The organism is Chryseobacterium sp. BLS98 (genome assembly GCF_001045445.1).
Classification (GTDB): domain Bacteria; phylum Bacteroidota; class Bacteroidia; order Flavobacteriales; family Weeksellaceae; genus Chryseobacterium.
On record NZ_LFNF01000001.1, the window covers coordinates 983,508 to 1,006,034 of the forward strand.

At 37.1% G+C, this 22,527-nt stretch carries 22 protein-coding genes; 20 read left to right on the forward strand and 2 right to left on the reverse strand.

Annotation, left to right across the window (positions count from 1 at the left end; translation table 11 throughout):
* Positions 1-131 precede the first annotated feature (131 nt).
* From ACM40_RS04400 to ACM40_RS04465, 14 genes are all read left to right on the forward strand, one after another.
* Positions 132-809, forward strand: coding sequence for an NUDIX hydrolase (locus ACM40_RS04400; RefSeq protein WP_048501740.1), 678 nt, complete (start codon positions 132-134; stop codon positions 807-809).
* Between the two features lie 373 nt (positions 810-1,182).
* Entirely contained in the window at positions 1,183-1,518 is a 336-nt protein-coding gene (locus tag ACM40_RS04405; RefSeq protein ID WP_048501571.1) for a hypothetical protein, read from the forward strand.
* A 2-nt stretch (positions 1,519-1,520) separates the two neighbouring features.
* A complete protein-coding gene (locus tag ACM40_RS04410; RefSeq protein ID WP_048501572.1) occupies positions 1,521-2,375 on the forward strand; it encodes a hypothetical protein in 855 nt (284 codons plus the stop codon).
* A gap of 3 nt (positions 2,376-2,378) precedes the next feature.
* Entirely contained in the window at positions 2,379-3,449 is a 1,071-nt protein-coding gene (locus tag ACM40_RS04415; RefSeq protein ID WP_048501573.1) for an adenylosuccinate synthetase, read from the forward strand.
* A gap of 44 nt (positions 3,450-3,493) precedes the next feature.
* Positions 3,494-3,922, forward strand: a complete 429-nt coding sequence (locus ACM40_RS04420; protein WP_048501574.1) for a hypothetical protein — start codon at positions 3,494-3,496, stop codon at positions 3,920-3,922.
* Positions 3,912-4,727 carry a TIGR02452 family protein gene (locus ACM40_RS04425; protein ID WP_048501575.1) on the forward strand — a complete coding sequence of 272 codons (816 nt, stop codon included), beginning with the start codon at positions 3,912-3,914 and terminating at the stop codon, positions 4,725-4,727. Before ACM40_RS04420 ends, ACM40_RS04425 begins: the two co-directional genes overlap by 11 nt.
* 13 nt (positions 4,728-4,740) lie before the next feature.
* Positions 4,741-5,778: a DUF2971 domain-containing protein gene (locus ACM40_RS04430; protein WP_048501576.1), complete on the forward strand. Its 1,038-nt coding sequence runs from the start codon at positions 4,741-4,743 to the stop codon at positions 5,776-5,778.
* Complete coding sequence (locus ACM40_RS04435; protein WP_048501577.1) at positions 5,775-6,461, forward strand: SIR2 family NAD-dependent protein deacylase; 687 nt, start codon at positions 5,775-5,777, stop codon at positions 6,459-6,461. Before ACM40_RS04430 ends, ACM40_RS04435 begins: the two co-directional genes overlap by 4 nt.
* Positions 6,461-7,402 carry an ADP-ribosylglycohydrolase family protein gene (locus tag ACM40_RS04440; RefSeq protein WP_048501578.1) on the forward strand — a complete coding sequence of 314 codons (942 nt, stop codon included), beginning with the start codon at positions 6,461-6,463 and terminating at the stop codon, positions 7,400-7,402. Before ACM40_RS04435 ends, ACM40_RS04440 begins: the two co-directional genes overlap by 1 nt.
* A 12-nt stretch (positions 7,403-7,414) precedes the next feature.
* Positions 7,415-7,957: an RNA 2'-phosphotransferase gene (locus ACM40_RS04445; protein WP_048501579.1), complete on the forward strand. Its 543-nt coding sequence runs from the start codon at positions 7,415-7,417 to the stop codon at positions 7,955-7,957.
* Position 7,958: 1 nt separating this feature from the next.
* The gene (locus ACM40_RS04450) at positions 7,959-8,708 is read left to right on the forward strand and encodes a metallophosphoesterase family protein (protein ID WP_048501580.1); all 750 of its coding nucleotides are present in this window, start codon (positions 7,959-7,961) and stop codon (positions 8,706-8,708) included.
* A gap of 173 nt (positions 8,709-8,881) precedes the next feature.
* The gene (locus tag ACM40_RS04455) at positions 8,882-10,606 is read left to right on the forward strand and encodes a hypothetical protein (RefSeq protein WP_048501581.1); all 1,725 of its coding nucleotides are present in this window, start codon (positions 8,882-8,884) and stop codon (positions 10,604-10,606) included.
* Positions 10,607-10,749: 143 nt separating this feature from the next.
* Positions 10,750-11,031: a hypothetical protein gene (locus ACM40_RS04460; protein ID WP_048501582.1), complete on the forward strand. Its 282-nt coding sequence runs from the start codon at positions 10,750-10,752 to the stop codon at positions 11,029-11,031.
* Positions 11,021-11,425 carry a hypothetical protein gene (locus tag ACM40_RS04465; RefSeq protein ID WP_048501583.1) on the forward strand — a complete coding sequence of 135 codons (405 nt, stop codon included), beginning with the start codon at positions 11,021-11,023 and terminating at the stop codon, positions 11,423-11,425. The genes ACM40_RS04460 and ACM40_RS04465 overlap by 11 nt, the downstream gene beginning before the upstream one ends.
* A 35-nt stretch (positions 11,426-11,460) precedes the next feature.
* On the opposite strand, the gene ACM40_RS04470 is transcribed toward ACM40_RS04465, so the two are convergent.
* Positions 11,461-12,342 carry a cupin-like domain-containing protein gene (locus tag ACM40_RS04470; RefSeq protein ID WP_048501584.1) on the reverse strand — a complete coding sequence of 294 codons (882 nt, stop codon included), beginning with the start codon at positions 12,340-12,342 and terminating at the stop codon, positions 11,461-11,463.
* Positions 12,343-12,777: 435 nt separating this feature from the next.
* Between ACM40_RS04470 and ACM40_RS04475 the strand changes: the two genes are divergently transcribed.
* Complete coding sequence (locus ACM40_RS04475) at positions 12,778-15,528, forward strand: hypothetical protein (RefSeq protein ID WP_048501585.1); 2,751 nt, start codon at positions 12,778-12,780, stop codon at positions 15,526-15,528.
* A gap of 65 nt (positions 15,529-15,593) precedes the next feature.
* Here the strand turns inward: ACM40_RS04475 and ACM40_RS04480 are convergent, their stop codons facing one another.
* A complete protein-coding gene (locus tag ACM40_RS04480) occupies positions 15,594-16,091 on the reverse strand; it encodes a DinB family protein (RefSeq protein WP_048501586.1) in 498 nt (165 codons plus the stop codon).
* 203 nt (positions 16,092-16,294) lie between these two features.
* Between ACM40_RS04480 and ACM40_RS04485 the strand changes: the two genes are divergently transcribed.
* The 5 genes from ACM40_RS04485 (at position 16,295) to glmM (ending at position 22,322) form a co-directional block, all read left to right on the forward strand.
* Entirely contained in the window at positions 16,295-17,206 is a 912-nt protein-coding gene (locus ACM40_RS04485) for a GLPGLI family protein (protein WP_048501587.1), read from the forward strand.
* A 134-nt stretch (positions 17,207-17,340) separates the two neighbouring features.
* Complete coding sequence (locus tag ACM40_RS04490) at positions 17,341-17,595, forward strand: ferrous iron transport protein A (RefSeq protein ID WP_081780125.1); 255 nt, start codon at positions 17,341-17,343, stop codon at positions 17,593-17,595.
* Positions 17,595-19,628, forward strand: a complete 2,034-nt coding sequence (gene feoB, locus ACM40_RS04495) for a ferrous iron transport protein B (RefSeq protein ID WP_048501588.1) — start codon at positions 17,595-17,597, stop codon at positions 19,626-19,628. The genes ACM40_RS04490 and feoB overlap by 1 nt, the downstream gene beginning before the upstream one ends.
* A gap of 221 nt (positions 19,629-19,849) precedes the next feature.
* Positions 19,850-20,878, forward strand: a complete 1,029-nt coding sequence (locus tag ACM40_RS04500) for a DUF4421 family protein (protein WP_048501589.1) — start codon at positions 19,850-19,852, stop codon at positions 20,876-20,878.
* Positions 20,879-20,939: 61 nt separating this feature from the next.
* Positions 20,940-22,322 (forward strand): phosphoglucosamine mutase, encoded by a 1,383-nt coding sequence (glmM, locus tag ACM40_RS04505; RefSeq protein WP_048501590.1) that lies wholly within the window; start codon positions 20,940-20,942, stop codon positions 22,320-22,322.
* Positions 22,323-22,527 lie beyond the last annotated feature (205 nt).

Below are 22,527 nucleotides of genomic sequence, written 5' to 3' on the forward strand. Positions count from 1 at the left end.
GAAAAACACTGTTTCGTGATGGTGATTCCACTTGTTTTTATTTCTTTTTATTTGGGAAGGATTTGTTTCATTTATAAATTGTATTTTTGTGTATTCATAACGCAAACTAAAATATGGGATCTTCGAAAAAAATTCAGGATATAAAAGTAGCTGTTGATGCCGTTATTTTCGGGTATTTTGATAAGCAGGACCTTCAGATTCTATTAATCAAAAGAAAAATTGATCCGTTCAAAGGAGGCTGGGCGCTTCCCGGCGGGCTGGTTCTGGATGATGAAAACCTGGATGATGCGGTGAAGCGGGAACTTTATGAAGAAGCTGGCATAAAGCCTGATTTTTTGGAACAACTCTTTACTTTTGGCAACGTAGGCCGTGATCCGAGAAACAGGGTGGTTTCTGTGGCTTATCTGGGCCTTGTTAACCCTTCCTATCATGAACTCTTTGCAGACTCTGATGCAGAAGATGCCCAATGGTTCAGTGTAAATAAACTTCCGTCACTTGCTTTTGACCATCAATCAATAATTGATATTGCGTTAAAGAGACTCCGTACAAAACTTCAGTATCAGCCCATCGGCTTTAACCTGCTGAATGAAGAATTTCCTTTTTCAGATCTCGAAAACCTGTACAGAACCATTATCGGACGTGAAATAGACCGCAGAAACTTCCGTAAAAAGATCATGAGCTACGGCTTGCTCAATGAAACCAATAATGTGAAAAAAGAAGGCAGCGGCAGGCCTGGAAAACTTTTTACCTTCAATCAGGAAAAATATGAAGAGCTTGAAAAAGAAGGCTTTTATTTCGAAATTAAATAACTCCTCATTCATTACTTTACTTTCCGCATTAGAATTAAACTTGATTATAGTTTAATCGTTACTTTGTGTCATTTGTGCAAATTTTAACATGAAGACAATAAAATTTACATATTGATAATCAGTACATTAAATAAATAGTGTAAAATTAACGCAAATAAATTTGTTTTATAAAATGATATTGTTTTACATTTGTGTAATAATAACGCAATTAGAAAAAACAATTTCAATATGGAAAAGACAGAGCTACACCCGCAAATATTATGTTTTGAGAACCGATGTAATGTATTCCAATAAGTAAATTCTTTGCAGGAATAGGCATTGCTATGTCAGCTTTATTTAGCGTAAAAAATACACAAAAAATAAATTTAAAAAGATGGAAGACGAGTTGAAACCAAGATTCATCGAGTCATTACAGAGAAATAATGACCAGATCAGAGAAGACCGTGCCCGTACCATCGGAGCAGATTCCGAATTGATTTACAGGCGCAGGGTAGAAGACATCGAGCTTAAAATAAAAAGACTAGAAAGGGAACAGGAAGGGCTTATTGATATCAGCCCTTTAGACAGGAACAGTTTAACCTTTGCAGATTTTCAGCCGGAGGCATTTGTTCAGAAAGACATAGAATTGTCATTAACAATCAGAAATTTAAGTATTCAGCTGGAAATCGCAATAAAGAGATTTGAATATTTATTCGGTAAAACATTTTAGTTATGGGAAGTACAAGATACGATATGGATGCTCGTTTTGACAGAGCAAGAAAAGCAGGTTACGGTTTTAAATCCGCAGGTGAAATTTTCACTCAGAATGCACTGGGGAGAGCTCATGAATCTATGAACCCAAAAGGTATTTCTTTCAGGGAATCCAGAGATTCTGAGGTACACCCGAACTCTGTTCCCATTATTTTGGGACTGGATGTAACGGGCAGTATGGGACATATCCCCCACGAACTTATAAAAGAAGGCCTTCCGAAATTAATGGGCGGAATTATCCAGGGCGGCGTTCCGGATCCTGCACTTTTATTTCTTGGAATCGGGGATCATGAATGTGACAGCTTTCCTTTACAGGTAGGTCAGTTTGAATCCGGTGATGAAGAGCTGGATATGTGGCTTACCCGAACGTATATTGAATCCGGTGGCGGTGGAAATGCTGGGGAAAGCTATCTTCTGGCGTGGTATTTTGCCGCTTTTCATACCAGAACCGATGCTTTTGAAAAAAGAAAACAAAAAGGAATTTTATTTACAGTAGGAGATGAGCCTTGCCTAAAAAGACTTCCTGCATCAGCGATCAGGGAGATTATGGGAACAGGACAGCACACTTATACTCATTATGAATTACTGGAAGAAGCGAGGAAAAGATATGAAGTATACCACATCAGCGTTCTTCATTCAGAACAGGCGGTGAGAGCAGATAGAGGCTGGAAAGAATTGCTGGGTCAGAATTGTCTTTCAATAGCTGATCACAGGCAAATTCCTGACGTTATTAAAGGAATTATTTGCAATACTTTTAAAAATGAAAGTTCAGGAACAGCAGGTAATACAGGATTTGATCATATTCAAATGTTTTAAGTCATGAAAAAGGCACAAATAGTAATAGGGCTGGGTTTTGGTGATGAAGGAAAAGGTATCACAACGGATTTTCTGGCACAGCAACAACCGGAATCTATAGTTATCAGGTTTTCAGGAGGACAGCAGGCGGCGCATACGGTAATGATCGATGATAAAAAACATGTTCACTCCAGCTTTGGAAGCGGGGCACTTCGGGGATTGCCGTCTTATTTTACGGAACATTGTACCATTCATCCTGTTTTTCTTCTAAATGAAAGAAAGGAATTAATGCAAAAAAATGGAAACGCAGAGCTGCATATTCATCCTTTAGCTAAAGTGACCACTCCGTTTGATGTCTGGCAAAACAGAACCAGTACCAAAAACCTGGAGCACGGAACCTGCGGAAAAGGCATTGGTGCCACTATGAAAAGACACGAAAGCCCTTATAAACTGTTTGCTGCCGATTTAATAGCACCAAGAGCAATGCTGATCGAGAAATTGAGGGGAATCGCCTATTACTATGGTTTCATGGATAAAGAACAGGTAGAAGAAGCTGTGAATGATTTTCTGCACGCAGTAGATAAAATTGACTGGAAAATAAGTGACTATAAGTATCTGAACAAATTCGAAAACCTCATTTTTGAAGGAAGCCAGGGTATTCTTCTGGATATGGACCATGGCGTATTTCCCAATGTGACCTATGCCAATACCACCTCTAAAAATGCATACGAAATCTGCAGGCTGCTGAAAATAGAAGACATTGAAATGTATTATGTGACCCGTATATACTCCACCCGTCACGGAAGCGGCTGGATGAGCAATGAGAAGGAATTGAAACTGAAAAATAATGAAGAGGAAACCTGTATTTTTAATGAGTATCAGAAAGACCTCAGGTTGGGTGATCTGGATTATGATTTACTGAACTATGCCCTTATTTTGGATGGAGCTTATGTAACCGAGACTAAAAAGAACCTGGTTATAACTTGCCTGGACCAGATCGATGAACAGTTTAAACCAGAAAATATAAAACAGGAATTCAACAGGATTTACGGTTCATATTCCCCATATTCAAAAGATTTTAAACCAATTTTTTAATCAAATAATGGCTTATATTTGATAGAGCCGATACATTAAAAACCATGAACACGAAAACATTATACAGACCGGTAGGCGAAAAAGAAATGATCCTGATTGCAGAAAACGGCTACAAAAAATTTCCGCCAAGACTGGAATGGCAGCCTATTTTTTATCCCGTCCTGGACGAAAGCTACGCTTCAGAAATTGCTGAAAAATGGAACACAAGGGATGAAGCCGGGAATTATCTGGGTTTTGTCACAAAGTTTAATGTAAAGGAAGAAACAGTCAATAAGTATCCGGCACAGAATGTTGGGGCCAGAAATCACAATGAATTGTGGGTTCCGTCTGAAGAATTGGATGATTTTAATGATGCAATTGTGGGAGAGATTGAGGTGATAAAAATATATATAGGAAATAAATTTGAAAAAACAGACAGCCACGAAATTGAAAACTTAATGTTAAAAATTAAAAAAACTAACAATGACCAATAAAGGAATGGCAAAAGATACACTAGAGATCCTGGCCAAAACATATTATATAAACGAGGAAAACGAAAGAATAGATTTAAATAGCCAATTGGAAATCTGTAAAAAAGGAACCGTTTTATTTTCATCTGAAGAACTTTCTGAGATGATTAAGAATGAACTTCCGAAAGAAGAGTTTGAAACAAAATTTGAAGTCTGGCATTGCAGTTCTTTAAAAGCGATTCTACAATTAGCCGAAGAAGAAAACCAGGAGAAAATAATGTGCCTGAATTTTGCATCAGCCAAGAATCCAGGCGGTGGATTTATCAACGGAGCTGAAGCACAGGAAGAAAGTCTGGCAAGAACTTCAGCCCTGTATGAAACTTTGCTTCAAGCTTCGGATTATTACAAAATTCATAGAGATATGGAATCCTGTTTTTATACAGATATGATGATTTACAGTCCTAAGGTTCCGGTTTTTAGAAAAGACAAAGGAGAATTATTATCAAAACCTGTTTTGTGTAATTTCATAACATCTCCGGCAGTGAATGCTGGCGTTGTAAAAAGACAGGAACCGGAAAGAGAGGGTGAAATATATGGCGCTATGGATATCAGAATGGAGAAAATGCTTGCCCTTGCTTTGAACCAGGGAAATGAAACTTTGATTCTAGGAGCATGGGGCTGTGGAGTTTTCAGAAATGATCCAAAAGATCTTGTAAAGCTTTTCAAAAAACACTTACACGGAAAGTTTAAGAACAAATTTAAAAGAGTGGTTTTTGCAGTTTTGACTAAAAAGCAGGAAATGATAAAATTGTTCGAAGAACTTACTTAATAAAATTAACTCTATGAAAGTTTATAAATATAGATCAATAGAAGAGAATGTTTTTAAAAGAGATTTTGAAACAATTAAAAATAATTCTTTTTACTCATCCAATTATAGTATGTTGAATGATCCATTTGACATTTATTTTAATGAAGAAATATCTCAAATTATAAATCTTTTGAAAGAATTATTTCCATATAAAGAATTAAATAATTTCGAAAATCAATTTAAAGAGGTTTTAAATTTTAAGGAAAAAATTGGAGTTTATTGTTTAAGTAAAGATTTTTTGAATGAGCAATTATGGGCTTATTATGCAGGCTCTTATTCAGGATATTGTATAGAGTATGATTTAGAGAAATTAATTGATAAAGGTCAAAATTTTGATTTTCAATATAAATTCGAAATTGATTATAAAGATAATATTCCAACTTTAAGTATTGATGACCTTACAAACTTACAAGAGGGATTTATTAAAAAAATGTTTGCTACTAAAAAATCGGCTTGGAGACATGAAGAAGAAATAAGGCTGATTTTTGATAAGTATGGAATGAAAAAATTTCATCCATCTGCAATCACAGGAATTTATTTTGGAATTAATACACCAGAAATAATTAAAGAATCCTTTTATGGACTCTTCAAAGATATGGATATGAGGTTTTATGAAGTTTTTCCTTCTAATTTTAAATTAGATTTTAAATTGATTAAAAAAACAAAACGAAAATTAAAATATGATGTAAATACTTTTAAGTTTGATATACTTGAACATCGAATGAATGCTTTTCATGAATCTTATTATATTTTTTATAAAAGTTCTATAAATGAATCTAAAATAAAAGAATTTATTTTGGCATTCAGAGAAGCATTTTGCATCAAAGAAAATAGCTTATACATTTTTAATAATAAAGAAGTTAAATCATTAATAAATGTTTATCCCAAGAACGATGAGGAATATGTTAAATATGCTAATTCAATAATCACCGTTTGTGATGATTGTGAAGAGATTGCAATTGATAATCCTTATAAAGATTTTCATTATAATGAGATTATAAATAAACAATGAAAAAACTAACCATATTAAGCGGTGCCGGAATCAGTGCCGAAAGCGGAATAAAAACCTTCAGAGACGGGGATGGTCTCTGGGAAAACCATAATATAACAGACGTAGCAAGTCCGGAAGGATGGAGAAAAGACAGGGAATTGGTACTCGAGTTCTATAATCAGAGAAGAAGACAGCTTCACGAGGTACAGCCTAATGAAGCCCACAAATTGTTAGCCGAACTGGAAAAACATTTTGATGTTCAGATCATCACTCAAAATATAGATGATCTTCATGAAAGAGCTGGATCCACCAATATCCTTCACATTCACGGCGAATTGTTCAAATCCTGCTCATGCAACAATAAAAACCTGATTTATGAGCAGAAAGGAGACATCCGGATTGGTGATAAAGCAGAGGATGGCGCTCAGCTGAGACCTTTTATCGTATGGTTCGGCGAGGATGTTCCATTATATAAAGAAGCACAGGAAAAGGTAAAAGAAGCGGATATTCTGGTCGTTATCGGAACCTCTCTGCAGGTATATCCGGCAGCCGGATTGATCCATGAAATCAAAGATGACTGCCTGTTAGTAGTGATCAATCCCAACGAAACAGGATTTGGTTACGGGAAAAGAGCTGTAGTCATGAAAGAATCTGCAACCCGGGGAATGCGGCTGCTGTTTGATAAATTAATAGACCTGGCATAATGGAAAATGTGGTAAAAGCAGGAATTTTTGGAGTGTGTATCGGAGATGCGCTGGGTGTCCCTGTGGAATTCAAGAGCAGAGAAACCTTGAAAAATTTTCCGGTTGTAAAAATGCAGGAGTTTGGTTCTTGGAATCAACCGAAAGGAACATGGAGTGATGACAGCTCATTAACGCTTTGTCTGGCAGAAGAACTAACGAAAGGCTATGATCTGGAAAAGATAGGAGAAAGTTTTGTCAAATGGAACAAATACGGACATTGGACTGCTCATGGAAGGCTTTTCGATATTGGTGGAACAACCCGTCATTCTATTGCGAGGCTAATTAAAGGTGAAAGCGCAAGGTTTTCAGGAAATATTTTTGAAGAAGATAATGGGAATGGCTCTTTGATGAGAATTCTTCCTCTTGCCTTTTATCTTAAAAACGAAGAAAATATTGATACATTATATCAAACGGTAAAAGAAGTTTCTTCAATTACTCACGGACATTTTCGTTCTGTTTTTGCATGTTTTATCTATGTGATTTTTGCAATTGAATTAATCAAAGGAAAAGATAAACGGGAAGCCTATAAACATACTCAGGAATTAGTCTTAAAATTTGCAGATATTCAGGGTTTTAACCCAAATGAGATACGGCTTTTTGAAAGGATTTTAAAGAATGATATTTCAAAATATGATGCGGATACAATAAGTTCAGGAGGTTATGTTCTTCACAGTCTGGAAGCTTCCTTATGGTGCTTCCTGAACTCGGAAAGCTATGCTGAGGCTGTTTTAAAAGCTGTGAATTTAGGAGAAGATACAGATACAACCGGAGCCATAACCGGAGGAATTGCAGGCATTTATTATGGTTTTGAAAATATTCCGGAAGAATGGGTGAATGAGCTGGTAAGAAAAAACGATATTGAAGCTTTATGTGAAAAGCTTCACAAGAAATTAATACAATGAAACACTTAGACAATGAATGAAGCAGAAAATAAAAAAATAAGCAAATTTCTAAGCCTTATTCTGAGGCATCAGCCTGAAACCATTCAGCTGAAGCTTGATGAAAACGGATGGGCTGATGTTAATGAACTGATTGCAAAATCCGCAAAAGGCAGAATGCACTTCAGTTTTGAAGATCTTGAAGAAGTAGTAGAAACCAATAATAAAAAACGTTTTGCGTTTAATGAAGATAAAACAAAAATAAGAGCCAGCCAGGGGCATTCCATCGATATAGATCTGGCTTTAAAAGCAGCACAGCCGCCTGACTTTCTCTATCATGGAACCGCAGACTCCAATACTTCTTCCATCCTTGAAAAAGGAATTGAAAAAAGAAACCGCCAGCATGTTCACCTGAGCGCAGATAAGGAGACAGCCACCAAAGTAGGAATGCGTCACGGAAAACCTGTTATTCTGACGATCAGAACAAAGGAAATGTATGATAATGGAATACATTTCTATCTTTCAGCAAACGGAGTCTGGCTGACAGATTTTGTGGATGCCAAATATATTTCAAAGTAAGATGAGCAGAACATTAGTAATAGGAGATATTCATGGAGGCTTCAAAGCTCTGAAACAGGTTTTTGAGAGAGCGCAAGTTAAAGATGATGACCATCTTATTTTTCTGGGAGATTATGTGGATGGATGGAGCGAATCTGCTGAGGTCATCAGTTTTCTTATTGAACTGTCTGAAAAGCAGCAGTGTGTTTTTATTAAAGGAAACCATGATACCTGGTGCGAAGACTGGCTCGTTTCCGGAAATCGACCGGACATCTGGCTTTTCAATGGAGGCAAAAGCACTGTAGAAAGTTATAATGACTATTCAGTGGAAGACCTGCAGCTCCACCTTGAATTCTTTCAGAGAATGAAAAACTACCATATAGATCAGGAAAACCGATTGTTTATTCATGCCGGTTACTCATCCATGCATGGTCCTGAAAAAGAAGTCTATTCAAGCAATTACCGATGGGACAGGACTCTTTGGGAAACAGCCGTGGCCATGGACAAAAAGTTGAGGAAAGATTCGAGGCTTTATCCGAAAAGATTGCTTCTATATAATGAAATATTTATAGGCCACACACCGACATTGGATATAGGAATTAATCATCCGGTAAATAAAGCAAATATCTGGAATATAGATACCGGAGCTGCTTTTACAGGTTCCCTCTCCATAATGGATATCGATACCAGGGAATTCTGGCAGAGTGATCCGCTCCCATCCTTATATCCTGACGAAAAAGGCCGGAATACAGACATCTTAAATATCCCATAATTAAAAAAATCAGGGTAATCTGCAAAATCAGCGAGAGAAAAAAATAAACCACAATAATTTTTAGAAAACAATCAACCTCCCGATTTATTTCAAAAAATTGTGCCTTTTTATTGTTAAAAATAAAAGCTTAAACAAAATCATTAAGTAATTTTGAAGATCAAAAAATTGCTTCAATGAAACTGAAATACCTCCTGATCTTCCTGAGCTCTTCCTGGCTGTTCGCCCAAAATTCATTTCAAACCCCTTTTGAAAAAGGAAACGGAAACCAAACGGTTACCTATGAAGAAATGAATGCCTACTACCAGGAACTTTCTAAAAACTTTAATACAGTCCAGTACCTTAAAAAAGGAGAAGACGACAACGGAAAACCGATCTATGTGGTCATTTACAATCCCTTCCCGGAAAAAGACCTGGAAAAACTGAGAAAAGATAAAGCGATCCTCTTCGTCAACAACGGGATTCACCCGGGAGAGCCGGACGGAATAGATGCTACCATGATGCTGATCCGTGATCTGGCAACCGGGAGAGTAAAGAAACCTAAGAACTTTATCGTTGCAGCAATTTCCGCTTACAATGTCAGTGGAATGCTGAACAGGGGTTCTCATTCAAGAGCGAATCAGAACGGGCCGGAACAATACGGTTTCAGGGGAAATGTAAGAAATTATGACCTGAACAGGGATTTTATTAAAGCAGATTCCAGAAACGCCAGAAGTTTTCAGGAAATATATCAGTGGCTTCAGCCGGATGTTTTTATAGACAATCATGTAAGTAACGGAGCTGATTATCAGTATACTTTCACCTATATTTCTACCTTTAAAGAACGTCTGGGAAACACCCTTGGAAATTATTTTTACAATGACTATCAGGCTAAAAACCTGGAGGATATGAAAAAGCAGGGCTACGAAAGTACCCCTTATGTCAATATTCACGGGGATGTACCGGATGAAGGATTTGCTGCTTTTGAAGACTCTCCGAGATATTCCACAGGATATACAACGCTGTTTAACTCCCTGGGAACCGTTCCTGAAACGCACATGCTGAAACCTTATGATAAAAGAGTGGATGCAACCTATAAATATATGCTGGTGAACCTTCAGAATATAGAGAAAGATTATCAGAAGATAAAGCAGCTTCGTATCGAGAATTTAAAACAGTACAAAGACGGAATGAAGTATGGAATCCGCTGGAAAATTGACTCTTCAAAATTCTCTACCATGGATTTTAAAGGATACGAAGGAAAATACAAGCCCAGTGATATTTCCGGGAAACCGAGATTGTATTACGACAGGAACAAACCCTTTACAAAAAAAATTAAGCTTTTTACCACAGCAGTTCCTACCGGATATATCACCATTCCGAAATATTATGTGGTTCCGCAGTCCCAGTACCGGGTGATTGAAGAGCTGAAAAGAAACAGGATCCAAATGACAATGCTCCATAAAGACAGTATGGCAACTGTTCAGTCTTATAGGATTAAAGATTTTAAAACCGTTAAAAACCCTTACGAAGGACACTATCTTCACTACGATACAAGTGTGGAAGCAGAGGAAAAAAGACTCACTTTTTCAGCGGGAGATTATTTGATTCCGACCGGTCAGCCTGGTGTAAAATATATCATAGAAACACTTGAACCTGAGGCTTTAGACTCATTTTTTAACTGGAATTTTTTTGATGGAATTTTAGCACAGAAAGAATATTATTCCGCTTATATTTTTGAAGATACCGCTTCAGAATTACTAAAGACGGATCAAAAGCTGAAAGATGCATTTGAAGCAAAAAAATCATCAGATAAAAAGTTTGCGGATGATGGAACCGCGCAACTCGACTGGATCTACAGGAATTCCCCATACTTCGAGGAAAAAACGTTCAGGCAGTATCCGGTTTATAGAATTTTATAGATAGTATGAATTTTAACTTAAATAATTGATAACCAGAATTTAATTTACAGGTTTTCGCCCTACGCAATTAGGGTGTTTTTCCTGTCTGTTAATCCTTCTGTTTAAACGAACTTTGCTTTATAAAACCAATAAAAACTATAGTTATGGCAACTAAAAAGCATTTTTTCGTTTCATTGGAAGGAGTAGATCTTTCAGACGAGCAGTTGAAAAATATTGACAGAGGAATTCAGAGTGTGGTTCTGTCCGAACTTTCAAAAATTGACAATACTCAGGCCTTTGGAGCTCACAGGGATTTCAAAGGACTCATAAGACCATTGAAAATAAAAGACTGGTTTCCTTGGGGAATCATTATTTTCAAGCCCGGAATCGATATTCAGAGTCAGGTGAAAGACATTCAGTCTCAAATAAAAAGTTATGGAGGCTAATTCCAATACTTCAAAGAAGTGTCCCAGCTATATAGGAAAAGTTGGGGCACAGCTTTTTGGAGTGGTCAGCAAAGACGGGAAGGTACGTTTCATTACACCCCTCACCGTCACAGAAGATTTTATTGATCAGAATAGAGATAAGAAGAACCTTGAGCAACGTTTCCGCTTTACGGGGAAATGTGTTGAAGGAGGCTGTGCACAGTGGGATAAAGAAGAGTCCAGATGTACTCTTTCCCGGAAAGTACAGAACCTGGATAACCATAAAGAAACCGAACTTTTCTTTTGCCCGATCCGGTCGCAATGCAGATGGTTCTCTCAGGATGGAAAAGAAGCCTGCTTCTCATGCAATGAAGTGACAAGGAATATGGAAGAGCTTCTGCTAAACGCACAATAATAAAAAGACGCTTCAAATGAAACGTCTTTTTATATTTATTTTGGTAAACCTCTTTTCAAAGCAATTTCTGCTCTTTTAACGGCTACTTTTTCTTTCCAGTCCATATATTTTTTCTTGAAATTGGACTTCATGATATCGTCAAATTTACGCTGTACGGTAAGGTTCCATAAAGAATGAGCTTTTACAGCCCAGGATTTGTCCCATGCTCTCAGAGAGATCGAGAAACTTCCGTCCAGGTATTTCATCCAGTGCCACCATCCGGTAGGCATAAAAAGGGTATCCCCATGCTCAAGGAAACACTCAATTCCTTCTACACCGTTCAGGGCAGGATATTTTTCAAAATCAGGGTTCTCTATATCATAATCTTCCAGGGCATAAGTAGCATAGGGAAGCTGATAAAGCCTTTCTTTCCATTTATAATCAAACAGTTTTACATGTTTTCTTCCATTGAAATGGGTGTGGAAAATATGAGCCATGTCAATATCGTAGTGAAGGAAGGTTACAGAACCTTTTCCGCCAAAAAACATAGATGGGTATTTATCAAGAAAACCTCCCATCAGCTCTTTTGGAGAGATATAGTCTTCCAATAATTTATTGGCGTGCTTTATAGGGTCAAAAAAGAAAATTCTCAGATCGGTAGGCTCCTTTTGGATGAGATCTATATAATCTGCGAACTTCATTTTGGTAGTAGGTGTATTGATGGGTGCTGCAGGGTCGGCTTTTTTAGAATCATAGAGAGGAACTTCCACATCACCCACTGCCTCCTTCACATAATCCATGGTCCATTTCTGATAAGCAGGCCACTTTTTTGCCATATTTTTAATGACAACGGGCCTTCTGGGCTTTAGATATTTTTCCGTAAATTCTTCCTGAGTAATATCATCTACAACATCTATAGGCTTTAAAATAATTCCCATTCTATAAATTTTATGTTACAAAATTATTAAATAAATATATATGAATCAGTGTTTAAGTTTTTTTTAATCTATGATTCAAATCATTTTTAACTATTTAGACTAAATTAAAAATTAAAAAAATAAATGAGGCCTGAAATTATTTGAACTTTCCCTTTATAATTCATCATTTTTTGTTAATGGAAGAAAATCATTAAATAGAAAATAAATATTCAGAATTTAATTTTTGCAGAATAATTTTAAGGATTTTGCATACCAAACAAATTATTAAAGTAGAATTTACATATCATTTTATAAAAATAGCGGCCAAAACATTAGTAAATGAAAAATATAACTATATTTGTAGTGATATAAATTTAACCTTTACCAGTAAAACACATCTTTATAAAAGTGTAACAAAAAACACAAGCAGTAAACTAATTAGGCAAATAATAAATTATGAAAGGAAAGATTTCTTTATTTCTGATGCTTTTTTTCACCGTGCTCACTTTTGCACAGAAAACAGTGTCGGGGAAAATTACCGATGAAGACGGATCCGCTATTCCCAGCGCCAGTGTTACCATAGAAGAACCGGGTAAGGATGCCATTCTGGCCTACGGGATTACCAATTCCAAGGGGGAATATAAGGTGACTTTCACTTCTTCAGAGTCCAATGTAGACCTGAAGGTGAAGGCATTCAATCAAAAACCTCTGACCAAACAGATCAGCAACAGCGACCAGACCCTGACATTCAAAATGCAGTCTGAAGCGACAGAAATAAAAGAAGTTCAGCTAAAAACCAAGATGATTACCGCAAGAGGAGATACCATTGCGTATGACCTTAAGGCTTTTGATAGTAAGAATGACAGAACGCTTGCCGATGTAATGAGAAAAATTCCGGGAATTGAAGTCAATAAAGACGGAAGTATTCTTTACCAGGGAAATGCCATCAATAAATTTTATGTCAACGGAAAAGATCTTATGGAAGGAGGTTATGGAACCATCAACAACTCGCTTCCGAAAGATGCCGTACAGAAAGTGGAAGTCCTTGAAAACCACCAGCCGGTAAAAATCCTTCAGGATAAAGTGCCTTCTGATCAGGCTGCTATCAATATCAAATTAAAAAATTCTGTTACCATGACCGGAAGAGGGGAAGTAGGAACCGGTTTTGGAGATCCGTGGCTATGGAACGTTAAGCTGACCCCTATGTTTTTCGGGCAGAAAAGCCAGTGGGTGGTCAACTATAAAACCAACAATATGGGTGAGCAGGTGGAAAATGAAGGAAATATCCTGGCATTCGGAAGCGGATGGGAAGGAAGAAGAATCAATGCTGCTCAAAACGACTGGCTGAATGTAGAAAATGCCAGCACTCCCAATCTTCCTGTAAAAAGATATTTAATGAACAATGTACATTATCTGTCTGCCAATTATCTTACCAATATTGATAAAAAGAAAGAATGGGAACTTAAGGCCAATGCCAATTATACCAACAATGCAGTGGAAAGAGAAGATATTGTAGAAACCGTGTACAGCCCAAGAAATGATAAGCCGGGATCTACAATAATAACAAGCACTAAAAATAACTTTTATACAGACAAGGTAAAAGGCGAGCTTATCTTTACTAAAAACGCAAAGAAGGGCTTCTTTAAGAATACAACAAGTTTCAGCCAGTTCTGGAATGCAGACAGGGCGGTGGCCACAAGAGTGGGAAGAATTGGAAATGAAGCAGTAGAATCTCCAACATCTTCTTTCCAGAACTCGTTAAGTACCATCATTCCGTGGAAGGAAAAGATGGTTAATTTTAAATCATATATCAGTTATCAGGACGACAAGCAAACCCTTGAGGTTTCACCTGCCAACTATCTTCAGATTTTATATAAAAATCCTGTAGTGGATTCTGCTACGGCAATCAATTTTGCTCCGGGAACATCTGTAATTCAGAATTTCAGGCTGAAGACTTTGGAAACATCTCATTCTGCGAACATCAGTTTTTCTAAGAAAGGATGGACCTTTACCCCTCAGGTAGGACTTGATTTTTCATCAAAAAACCTAGATACTCGTTTTAATGGAACAGCGATACCAAATCCGGCTATTGAGAATGATGTAGCTCCGAGTTTTGAAGGAACGGCCTATCAAAATGATCTGAGATTTACAGAATTTAATCCTAACGCATCTTTAGGAATAAATTATAAATCTGAAGCATGGAGTCTTTTTGCTAATGCTCCGGTAAATTTCAATAGTATCAAAGCTGAGGATGAATTAAGAAATGTTCATAAATCACTTAATAAAACAACGTTTACCCCAAATCTATTTGTTCAGTACTCTTTCGCCTCTTTCTGGAAAGCTAGTTTGAATGGAAATATCAGCAATAATTTCGGCGATGTACAATCCGCATATGCAGGATATATGCTACAAAGTCCGGGAGGATTTAGTGTGATGGATCCCAATAACCCTATTCCACAAACCAATTCAAAGAGCGCCGGATCAAGAATTGAGTACAGAAATCCTCTGAATAATTTGTTTTTCAATGTGAACTACTCTTTAAGTGACAGTAAGAAAAACCTCTTGGCATCTCCGATCCTTGACATCAATACAGGATTTACGTTAATTCAGTACAGAGAGCAGGAAAACCATGCAAAGAACAACAGATTGAGCATAGAAGTAGGTAAATATTTTCCGAAATTTAAAACGAATGCTTCTGTAAGTTATAGCAATACCTTGTCTAAATCGGATGCATTCCTGGATAATATTCAGTATTTAAGTAAAAATAATACTCAGTCTTATGGATTTAAACTGAATAATACTTATTTCAGCTGGATGAGCATAGATTATAATCTTAATTTTTCCAGAAACAAACAAGACAATATAGGATTGAATGATAAAGGAGGAAGATTGGGAATCAATACAGGCTTTAACCATAATTTAGGCGCATTTTTCTATCCTGTAGAAAATCATACAATAGGATTCAATTGGGATCAGGTGAATACAAGTGACGGTCAGAATAAATATAATAACGCTTTTTATGATCTGTCTTATCAGTTCACGTGGGCTAAAAAGAAAGTGGATTTTGAATTGAAGTGGATGAATATTGCCAATAGAAAAGTTTTTGAAACCTACAATATCAATCAGATTACAAACAGCGTTGCGTATACAAGAGTACAACTCCGTCCAAGCCAAGTCATGTTTACCGTAAAATTCAACTTTAAATAGAAAACATAATAATAGAAAACCAATCTCAGCGAGATTGGTTTTTTGTTTGAGATATATTCTGCTGTCTAAAAACTTTGATAATCCGCAGAAGGACCATAGCTTCCCGGAAGAGGAATATTATTCAGTCTGTAATAAACTCCCAGCTGAGCTCTGTGGTGAGTGATCTGGTTCAGAGCATGGCGAATCGCGCCATATTTGCTCCAGCTTGCCAGTTCGTGGCCGTCATTTTTAATCGTCCAGCTAGGATTGAGATCGGCTTCTGTGCTATTTTCCAATGCCGTTTTTGCCGACTGATAATCGTCTTCCAGTTTTTTCATAAGATCATCTTTTGTAGAAAGGACAGTCGGTTTGTAATCGCCTTTACCAAAATCCAGTTCAGAAGTTTTCAAAATAGTGTTCGGCCATTCAAAAACTTCTACGAGATGGGTGGCAAGAGGCATCATTTTCATGCTTTTTTCGTGAGGAGCATAATCGTTTTTTCCTTCAGGGAATAGTTCAATAAATTTTTTTGTGGTTTGGAATTCTCCCTCCAGTTCGGATTTTAATTGAGATAAAGTGTCCATAATATTTTGTTTTTTTAGATACTTAAAGATAAGGCTTTTGAAGATCAGAAAGTTTTAAAGAAATCATAATTTTATTTCTGACTTATTTTGGAAATAATGTAAATTTTTGATTTGCAATAGTTTATGTTCGTTCTGGTGAATTTTTGAAAAAAAACTGTAACATATTTCAACAATTGATAACTAATTATACAAACATTATTACAATGAAAAAACTATTTTCTGTATTCTTTATTGCCCTTTTTGCTTTTGCATCGGCACAGGATTCCAAAGATTCCAAAGAAACAGCAAACAGGTTCTTTTACGAACTTACTTTTAAACCGAAGAAAGATTCCACCAAGATGGATAAAGTAGTGGCTATTCTGGACATTACAAGTAAAAAATCAATCTATCAGGATTATACAATTCCCTCTCAAGATTCCATTATTAAAGTAGCTGTGGAAGAAATGGAAAAGACAAAAAGCTGGAAAGATGTAACCAAGCTTATTAAAATGCCTAAATTTTCATATAAAGTCGTTAAAACTTATCCGGAAATGAAGGAGCAGTATATCGACAGAGTAAGTATGAATCTTTTTGGATACGATGACGACATTAAATTCAACTGGAACATTTTACCGGAAAAAGAAAAAGTAGGCGAATACAATACACAGAAAGCCACTACCGAATTTGGAGGAAGAAAATGGACAGCCTGGTTCAGTACGGATATTCCTTTTCAGGATGGACCTTACAAATTTTACGGTCTTCCGGGCTTGATTGTTAAAATCGAAGATTCCGAGAAAAATTACTCATGGAAGCTAAGCGGTAATAAGAAAATCTCTAATTATGACGAAATGTCTTATTCCGACAAAATAAATGCAAAATATGGAATTCCTCAAACGATAACGCCTACCACCAAGGAAAAGTTTGAAAAAGCTTATGCAAGCTTTAAGCAGGATCCGATGGCAGAAGCACGTCAGAGAGTAACACCAGAAATGATGAGTATGAAAATGCCTGGATCAGATATGACCGTTGGGGAAATGATGAAAAAGCAGGAAAAAGTAGCTAAAGATTTCTTCAGTGCCAATGATAATCCAATAGAAATTTCATCATCACAAACTCAGGAGAAGAAGAAAAAATAAGCATTCATATCAACTAAATTATATTATTAAATCAACCCAGATACAGCAATGTGTTTGGGTTGATTTCTTTCATCTCTTTTGTTATTTAGATTAAATTTAAATAGCGTATATTTGCCCTTACAAAAAATCTGGCTTTGGAAGAGATTAACTTACATAAATTAAGTGGATTCCCTAAAAACAAAATGGGGAAGATTTTGGGTTATGATAATGATCAGCTGAGAATGCCCAACAAAATTATAGAAATGGGCCTTCTGCCCGAGACTATTTTCAGGGTTTTGTACCAGGCGCCGTTCAAGGGTCCCATGTATGTTGAGTTTGGAGAGGAAAAAAGCCGCATCGCTCTTCGTGAAGAAGAGGGAGAGTATATTATTGTTGAAGAATTGAATTAATGCAGGAAAATAAGAAAAAACAGGTCCTCTTGGTCGGGAATCCCAACGTAGGAAAATCCACCGTTTTCAATGCACTGTGCAATAAAAAACAAAAGACCGGGAATTATGCAGGAGTTACTGTTGCAAGCCATTCAGGAAATTACACCTATAAAAACGAAGAAGTTGAAGTAATTGATCTTCCGGGTTCATACAGTGTATATCCAAGTTCTGAAGATGAAGCTATTTTCTCCAAATTTCTTATTGATGAGCAGAAAAACTATGAAGGCGTCATCTATATCCTTGAAGCATTAAGTTTAAAAAGAGGGCTGCTGCTCTTTCAGCAGATACAGGACCTTGGCATACCAATGATTCTGATCGTTAACCAGATAGACCAGGCGGAAAGAAGAGGGATCAGCATTGATATCCAAAAATTTTCTGACGCCTTAGGCATTAAAATTATCCAGACCAATGCTAAAGAGCAGATTGGAATAGACAAGATCAAAGAGGCGGTCCTGAACAGCGGATTCCAAAAAGCCGACAAGATATCATTTGAAACCCCGAACGAGCATAAAGCTTTTATACAAAAAATAGCATCCCATAAAGGCCTTGACAACGAATATAAAGCCTGGATGAGCCTTTCATTAGGTTCTGAACTGGGAAAAATAGATTCAATAAAAGACCTACTGAACGAGCCGGAAACCAAAAGTCTTGTTCCGAAACGGCTTCAGGTTCAGGAAACTGTAAGAAGATATCAGAACGTAGATAAAATACTGGCAAATGTAATCTCTAAAAAAGCACAGTTCAAAGAACTTCTGACAGAAAAATTGGACAAAGTGCTGGTTCACAAATTCTGGGGTTACGTAGTTTTTCTCGTGATCCTGTTAATCATTTTCCAAAGCGTTTTCTTCCTTGCAGAGTATCCGATGAACTGGATCGACGACACCTTTTCATGGCTGGCTGCATTTACAGGGGAACATCTTCCTGAAGGGCCTATTAATTCACTGGTTTCAAGCGGAATTATCCCCGGAATCGGTGGGATTGTAGTATTTGCACCACAAATCGGTATTTTATTATATTTCTTATACTTACTGGAAGATTCAGGATATATGGCAAGAGTTGTATTCCTGATGGACAGGCTGCTGCGTCCTTTCGGACTGAACGGGAAAAGTATAGTTCCTCTTGTATCCGGAACCGCCTGCGCCATTCCTGCTGTAATCTCTACAAGAAATATTGAGAATGTAAAAGAAAGGCTATTAACCATACTCGTTACTCCTTTCATGACCTGTTCTGCAAGGCTGCCGGTGTACAGTATTATTATCGGACTTATTATTTCAGACGGATCATTCCTCGGAATTAAATATAAAGCGCTGGTATTGATGGCAATGTACCTTTTAGGGTTCCTTGTGGCACTGTTTTCAGCATCTGTTCTTAAGAAATTTATCAAAAATAAAGAAAAGACTTATCTGGTAATGGATTTACCGACCTATAAAAAACCACTTTTCGGATACGACCTTAAAATGGTTCTGGGCAAAGTGTGGGAATTCGTTACAGGAGCAGGAAAGATCATTTTTATTGTAAGCATCATTGTATGGTTTTTAAGTTACTTTGGCCCTAAACAGAAGCCTGATCAGGTGGTGGCCACCAATGTAGAACTCGATCATTCCTATCTTGCTAAAATGGGCAAAGGAATTGAGCCGCTTATTGAACCTCTCGGTTACGACTGGAAGATGGGAGTGGGAATTCTGACCAGCTTTGTCGCAAGGGAAGTCTTCGTAGGAACAATGTCTACCCTGTACAGCCTGGAAGATGATGCGCCCGAAGTAAAAGTAATTGATAAAATGAGAAGAGACGTAAAACCGAATGGCGAGAAAGTGTTCAGCTTTGCCACAGGTATTTCCGTCCTTTTATTCTACGCATTTGCAATGCAGTGTGTTTCCACACTTGCAGTAGTCTACAGAGAAACCAAAAGCTGGAAATGGACCGGCTTTCAGGTGGCGATGATGACCGGTTTGGCATATTTTGTGTCGTTAATAGCTTATCAGATTTTAAAATAATGGATACCTCATTAATTTTTCAGTACATAATCATTATATTGATTGTTGCATTTGCCTGTTACTCTTTATTTAAAGTACTCAGGAAAAATTTTGCACCTAAAAAATTCAGCTCCAAAAGAACCAACTGCGACAAGGACTGCGGATGTTCCTGATTATATTTTTAAGTTTTTAATTGAAAAAATAGTAGTATTTTCATTTTTTGAAACTAAAACTATTTCAAATTGAATCTTAAATTATCAGTTGCCTTATTATTTTTTCTTTTCACAGTTCTGGTAAAAGCCCAGGCAGATACCACCAAAATCAAATCTTATGCAGATCAGGTAATGGTCCGCGTTAACCTTGATACCAATATTGAGAATTATATTTTTACAGAAGGTCCCGAAGACAAGCCCCTCGAAACCATTTTTACAATCAATAATAAAATAAGGACCTCTTTTTCCATTGATTACAGAATTATAAGTGCCACCATTTCATTCACACCAGGTTTTCTTCCGGGGAATAATGATGACCAGCTTAAAGGAACCAGTTCTTACACAGATCTGAGATTTCGCTTTTTCCCGAAAAAATTTATCCAGACCGTTTATTACAAAAATGTAAAAGGATTTTACATGGAAAATATGAGCGATTTTTTCCCGGACTGGAAAGAAGGAAGAGATCCGTATCTTCAGTTTCCTGATCTGAGAGTGCAAAGCTTTGGAGGGTCTACGGCCTATGTCCTGAAAGATAATTTTTCCCTGAAAAGTATTTATACTCAGGGGGAATGGCAGAAACAAAGCCGTGGGAGTTGGGTTCCTATTCTGGATTATGATCTTTCGGTATTCAGGGATATTTTAAACGGGCAGAAAAGTAAAGAAACCCAGTACAGTTTCGGGGCCAGCATGGGCTACTTTTACAACTGGGTACCGGGAGTCCAAAAAAGGGTCAATATTGCACCCAATGTTTCTCTGGGACTTGGCGGGATGTTCTCCAGCAGCTGGGATATTCTTGAAAACGGATCCAAAGCCAATAAAGTCAATACACAGTATTTAACCTTTCGGTTTGCGACAGGACTTCATATAGGATATAATACCGACAGGTTTCTGTTTGGAGGGAAATTCAATGTCACTGCATATGCTTATAACGAAAAAGATAACCAGAATGTGCAGAATAATAATATATTCGGATTGCTTTACATAGGCTATCGTTTTCCTCCGCCAAAAGTGGTAGAAAGAAATTATGACAAGCTTCAGAAAAAAATTCCCATCTTATAACTTATAAGGTCTTTTGAGTATCTTTGCCGGGAATACAACCAATTAAAATAATAATATCAGAATGTCATTAATTAAATCTATTTCAGGGATCAGAGGGACAATAGGAGGAAAAGTAAATGATAACTTGACCCCTTTGGATGTGGTGAAATTTGCTTCCGCATTCGGGACCTGGCTTCAGAATACACAAAATAAAAAGAATTTAACCCTGGTTATAGGAAGAGACGCCAGAATTTCAGGAGAAATGGTTTCTTCACTCGTTACAGCTACTCTACAGGGTCTGGGAATTAACGTAGTAGACCTTGGACTTTCTACAACACCAACGGTGGAAATAATGGTTCCGGAGCTTAAGGCAGACGGAGGAATTATCCTGACAGCCTCTCACAACCCTAAACAATGGAATGCTCTTAAACTATTGAATGGTAAAGGTGAGTTCATCAGCGGGGAAAACGGTGCTGAGGTATTGGCCCTGGCAGAAAGCGAAGATTTCAATTATGCTGAAGTGGACGACCTTGGAAAGTACGAAACAAGACAGGATGCATTTGATATTCATATCCAGCAGATCCTTGATTTGCCGATGGTAGATGTTGAAGCCATTAAAGCTAAAAAGTTCAAAATAGTTCTGGACGCCGTTAACTCTACAGGAGGAATAGCAATTCCAATGCTTCTGGATAAACTGGGCTGCGAAACAGTAAAATTATATTGCGAACCCAACGGCCAGTTTCCACACAACCCTGAACCTTTAAAAGAACATTTGGGAGACATCTGCGAGCTTGTAAAAAAAGAAAATGCAGATTTAGGAATCGTTGTAGACCCGGATGTAGACAGGCTGGCATTAATTGATGAAAATGGAGAGATGTTCGGAGAAGAATACACCCTGGTTGCAGTAGCAGATTACTTATTAAAGCATAAAAAAGGAACGGCCATTTCCAATCTTTCTTCAAGTCGTGCCTTAAGGGATGTTGCAAGAAGCCATGATTCAGAATATTTTGCAAGTGCTGTGGGGGAAGTAAACGTTGTAAACCTGATGAAAGAGAAAAATGCAGTAATCGGTGGTGAAGGAAACGGAGGAATTATCTATCCTGATCTTCATTACGGAAGAGACTCTTTAGTAGGAGCCGCTTTGTTCTTAACCCATTTGGCAAAAGAAAACAAAACGGTATCTCAGTTAAGAGCCGGATATCCGGAATATTTCATGGGTAAAAAGAAAATAGAATTAACGCCGGAGATCAATGTAGATGATATCTTAGCCAAAATGGAAAAAGAATACCAGAATGAAGAAGTTTCAACCGTAGATGGTGTGAAAATCGATTTCGAAAAGAACTGGGTTCACCTGAGAAAATCAAATACCGAGCCGATCATCAGAATTTATACCGAGGCCCACTCACAGGAAGAGGCCGATAAACTTGGAGATGATATCATTGCTAAAATTAAAAGTTTAATCTAAAATAAAACAGGAACGGAGCAGAAATGTTCCGTTCTTTTTTTGCAGAAAACAGTTCGGAAAACAGCATTGCAGATTTTTAACCACAATTTGAGTTTTTTATCCACAATCCTTTTATCTCTTTTCTTTTTTTACTATCTTTAATATAGAAATTTATGAAAAATTAATTCAAAAAAAAGTTGCAACTTTGCATAAACATTTGAATTTC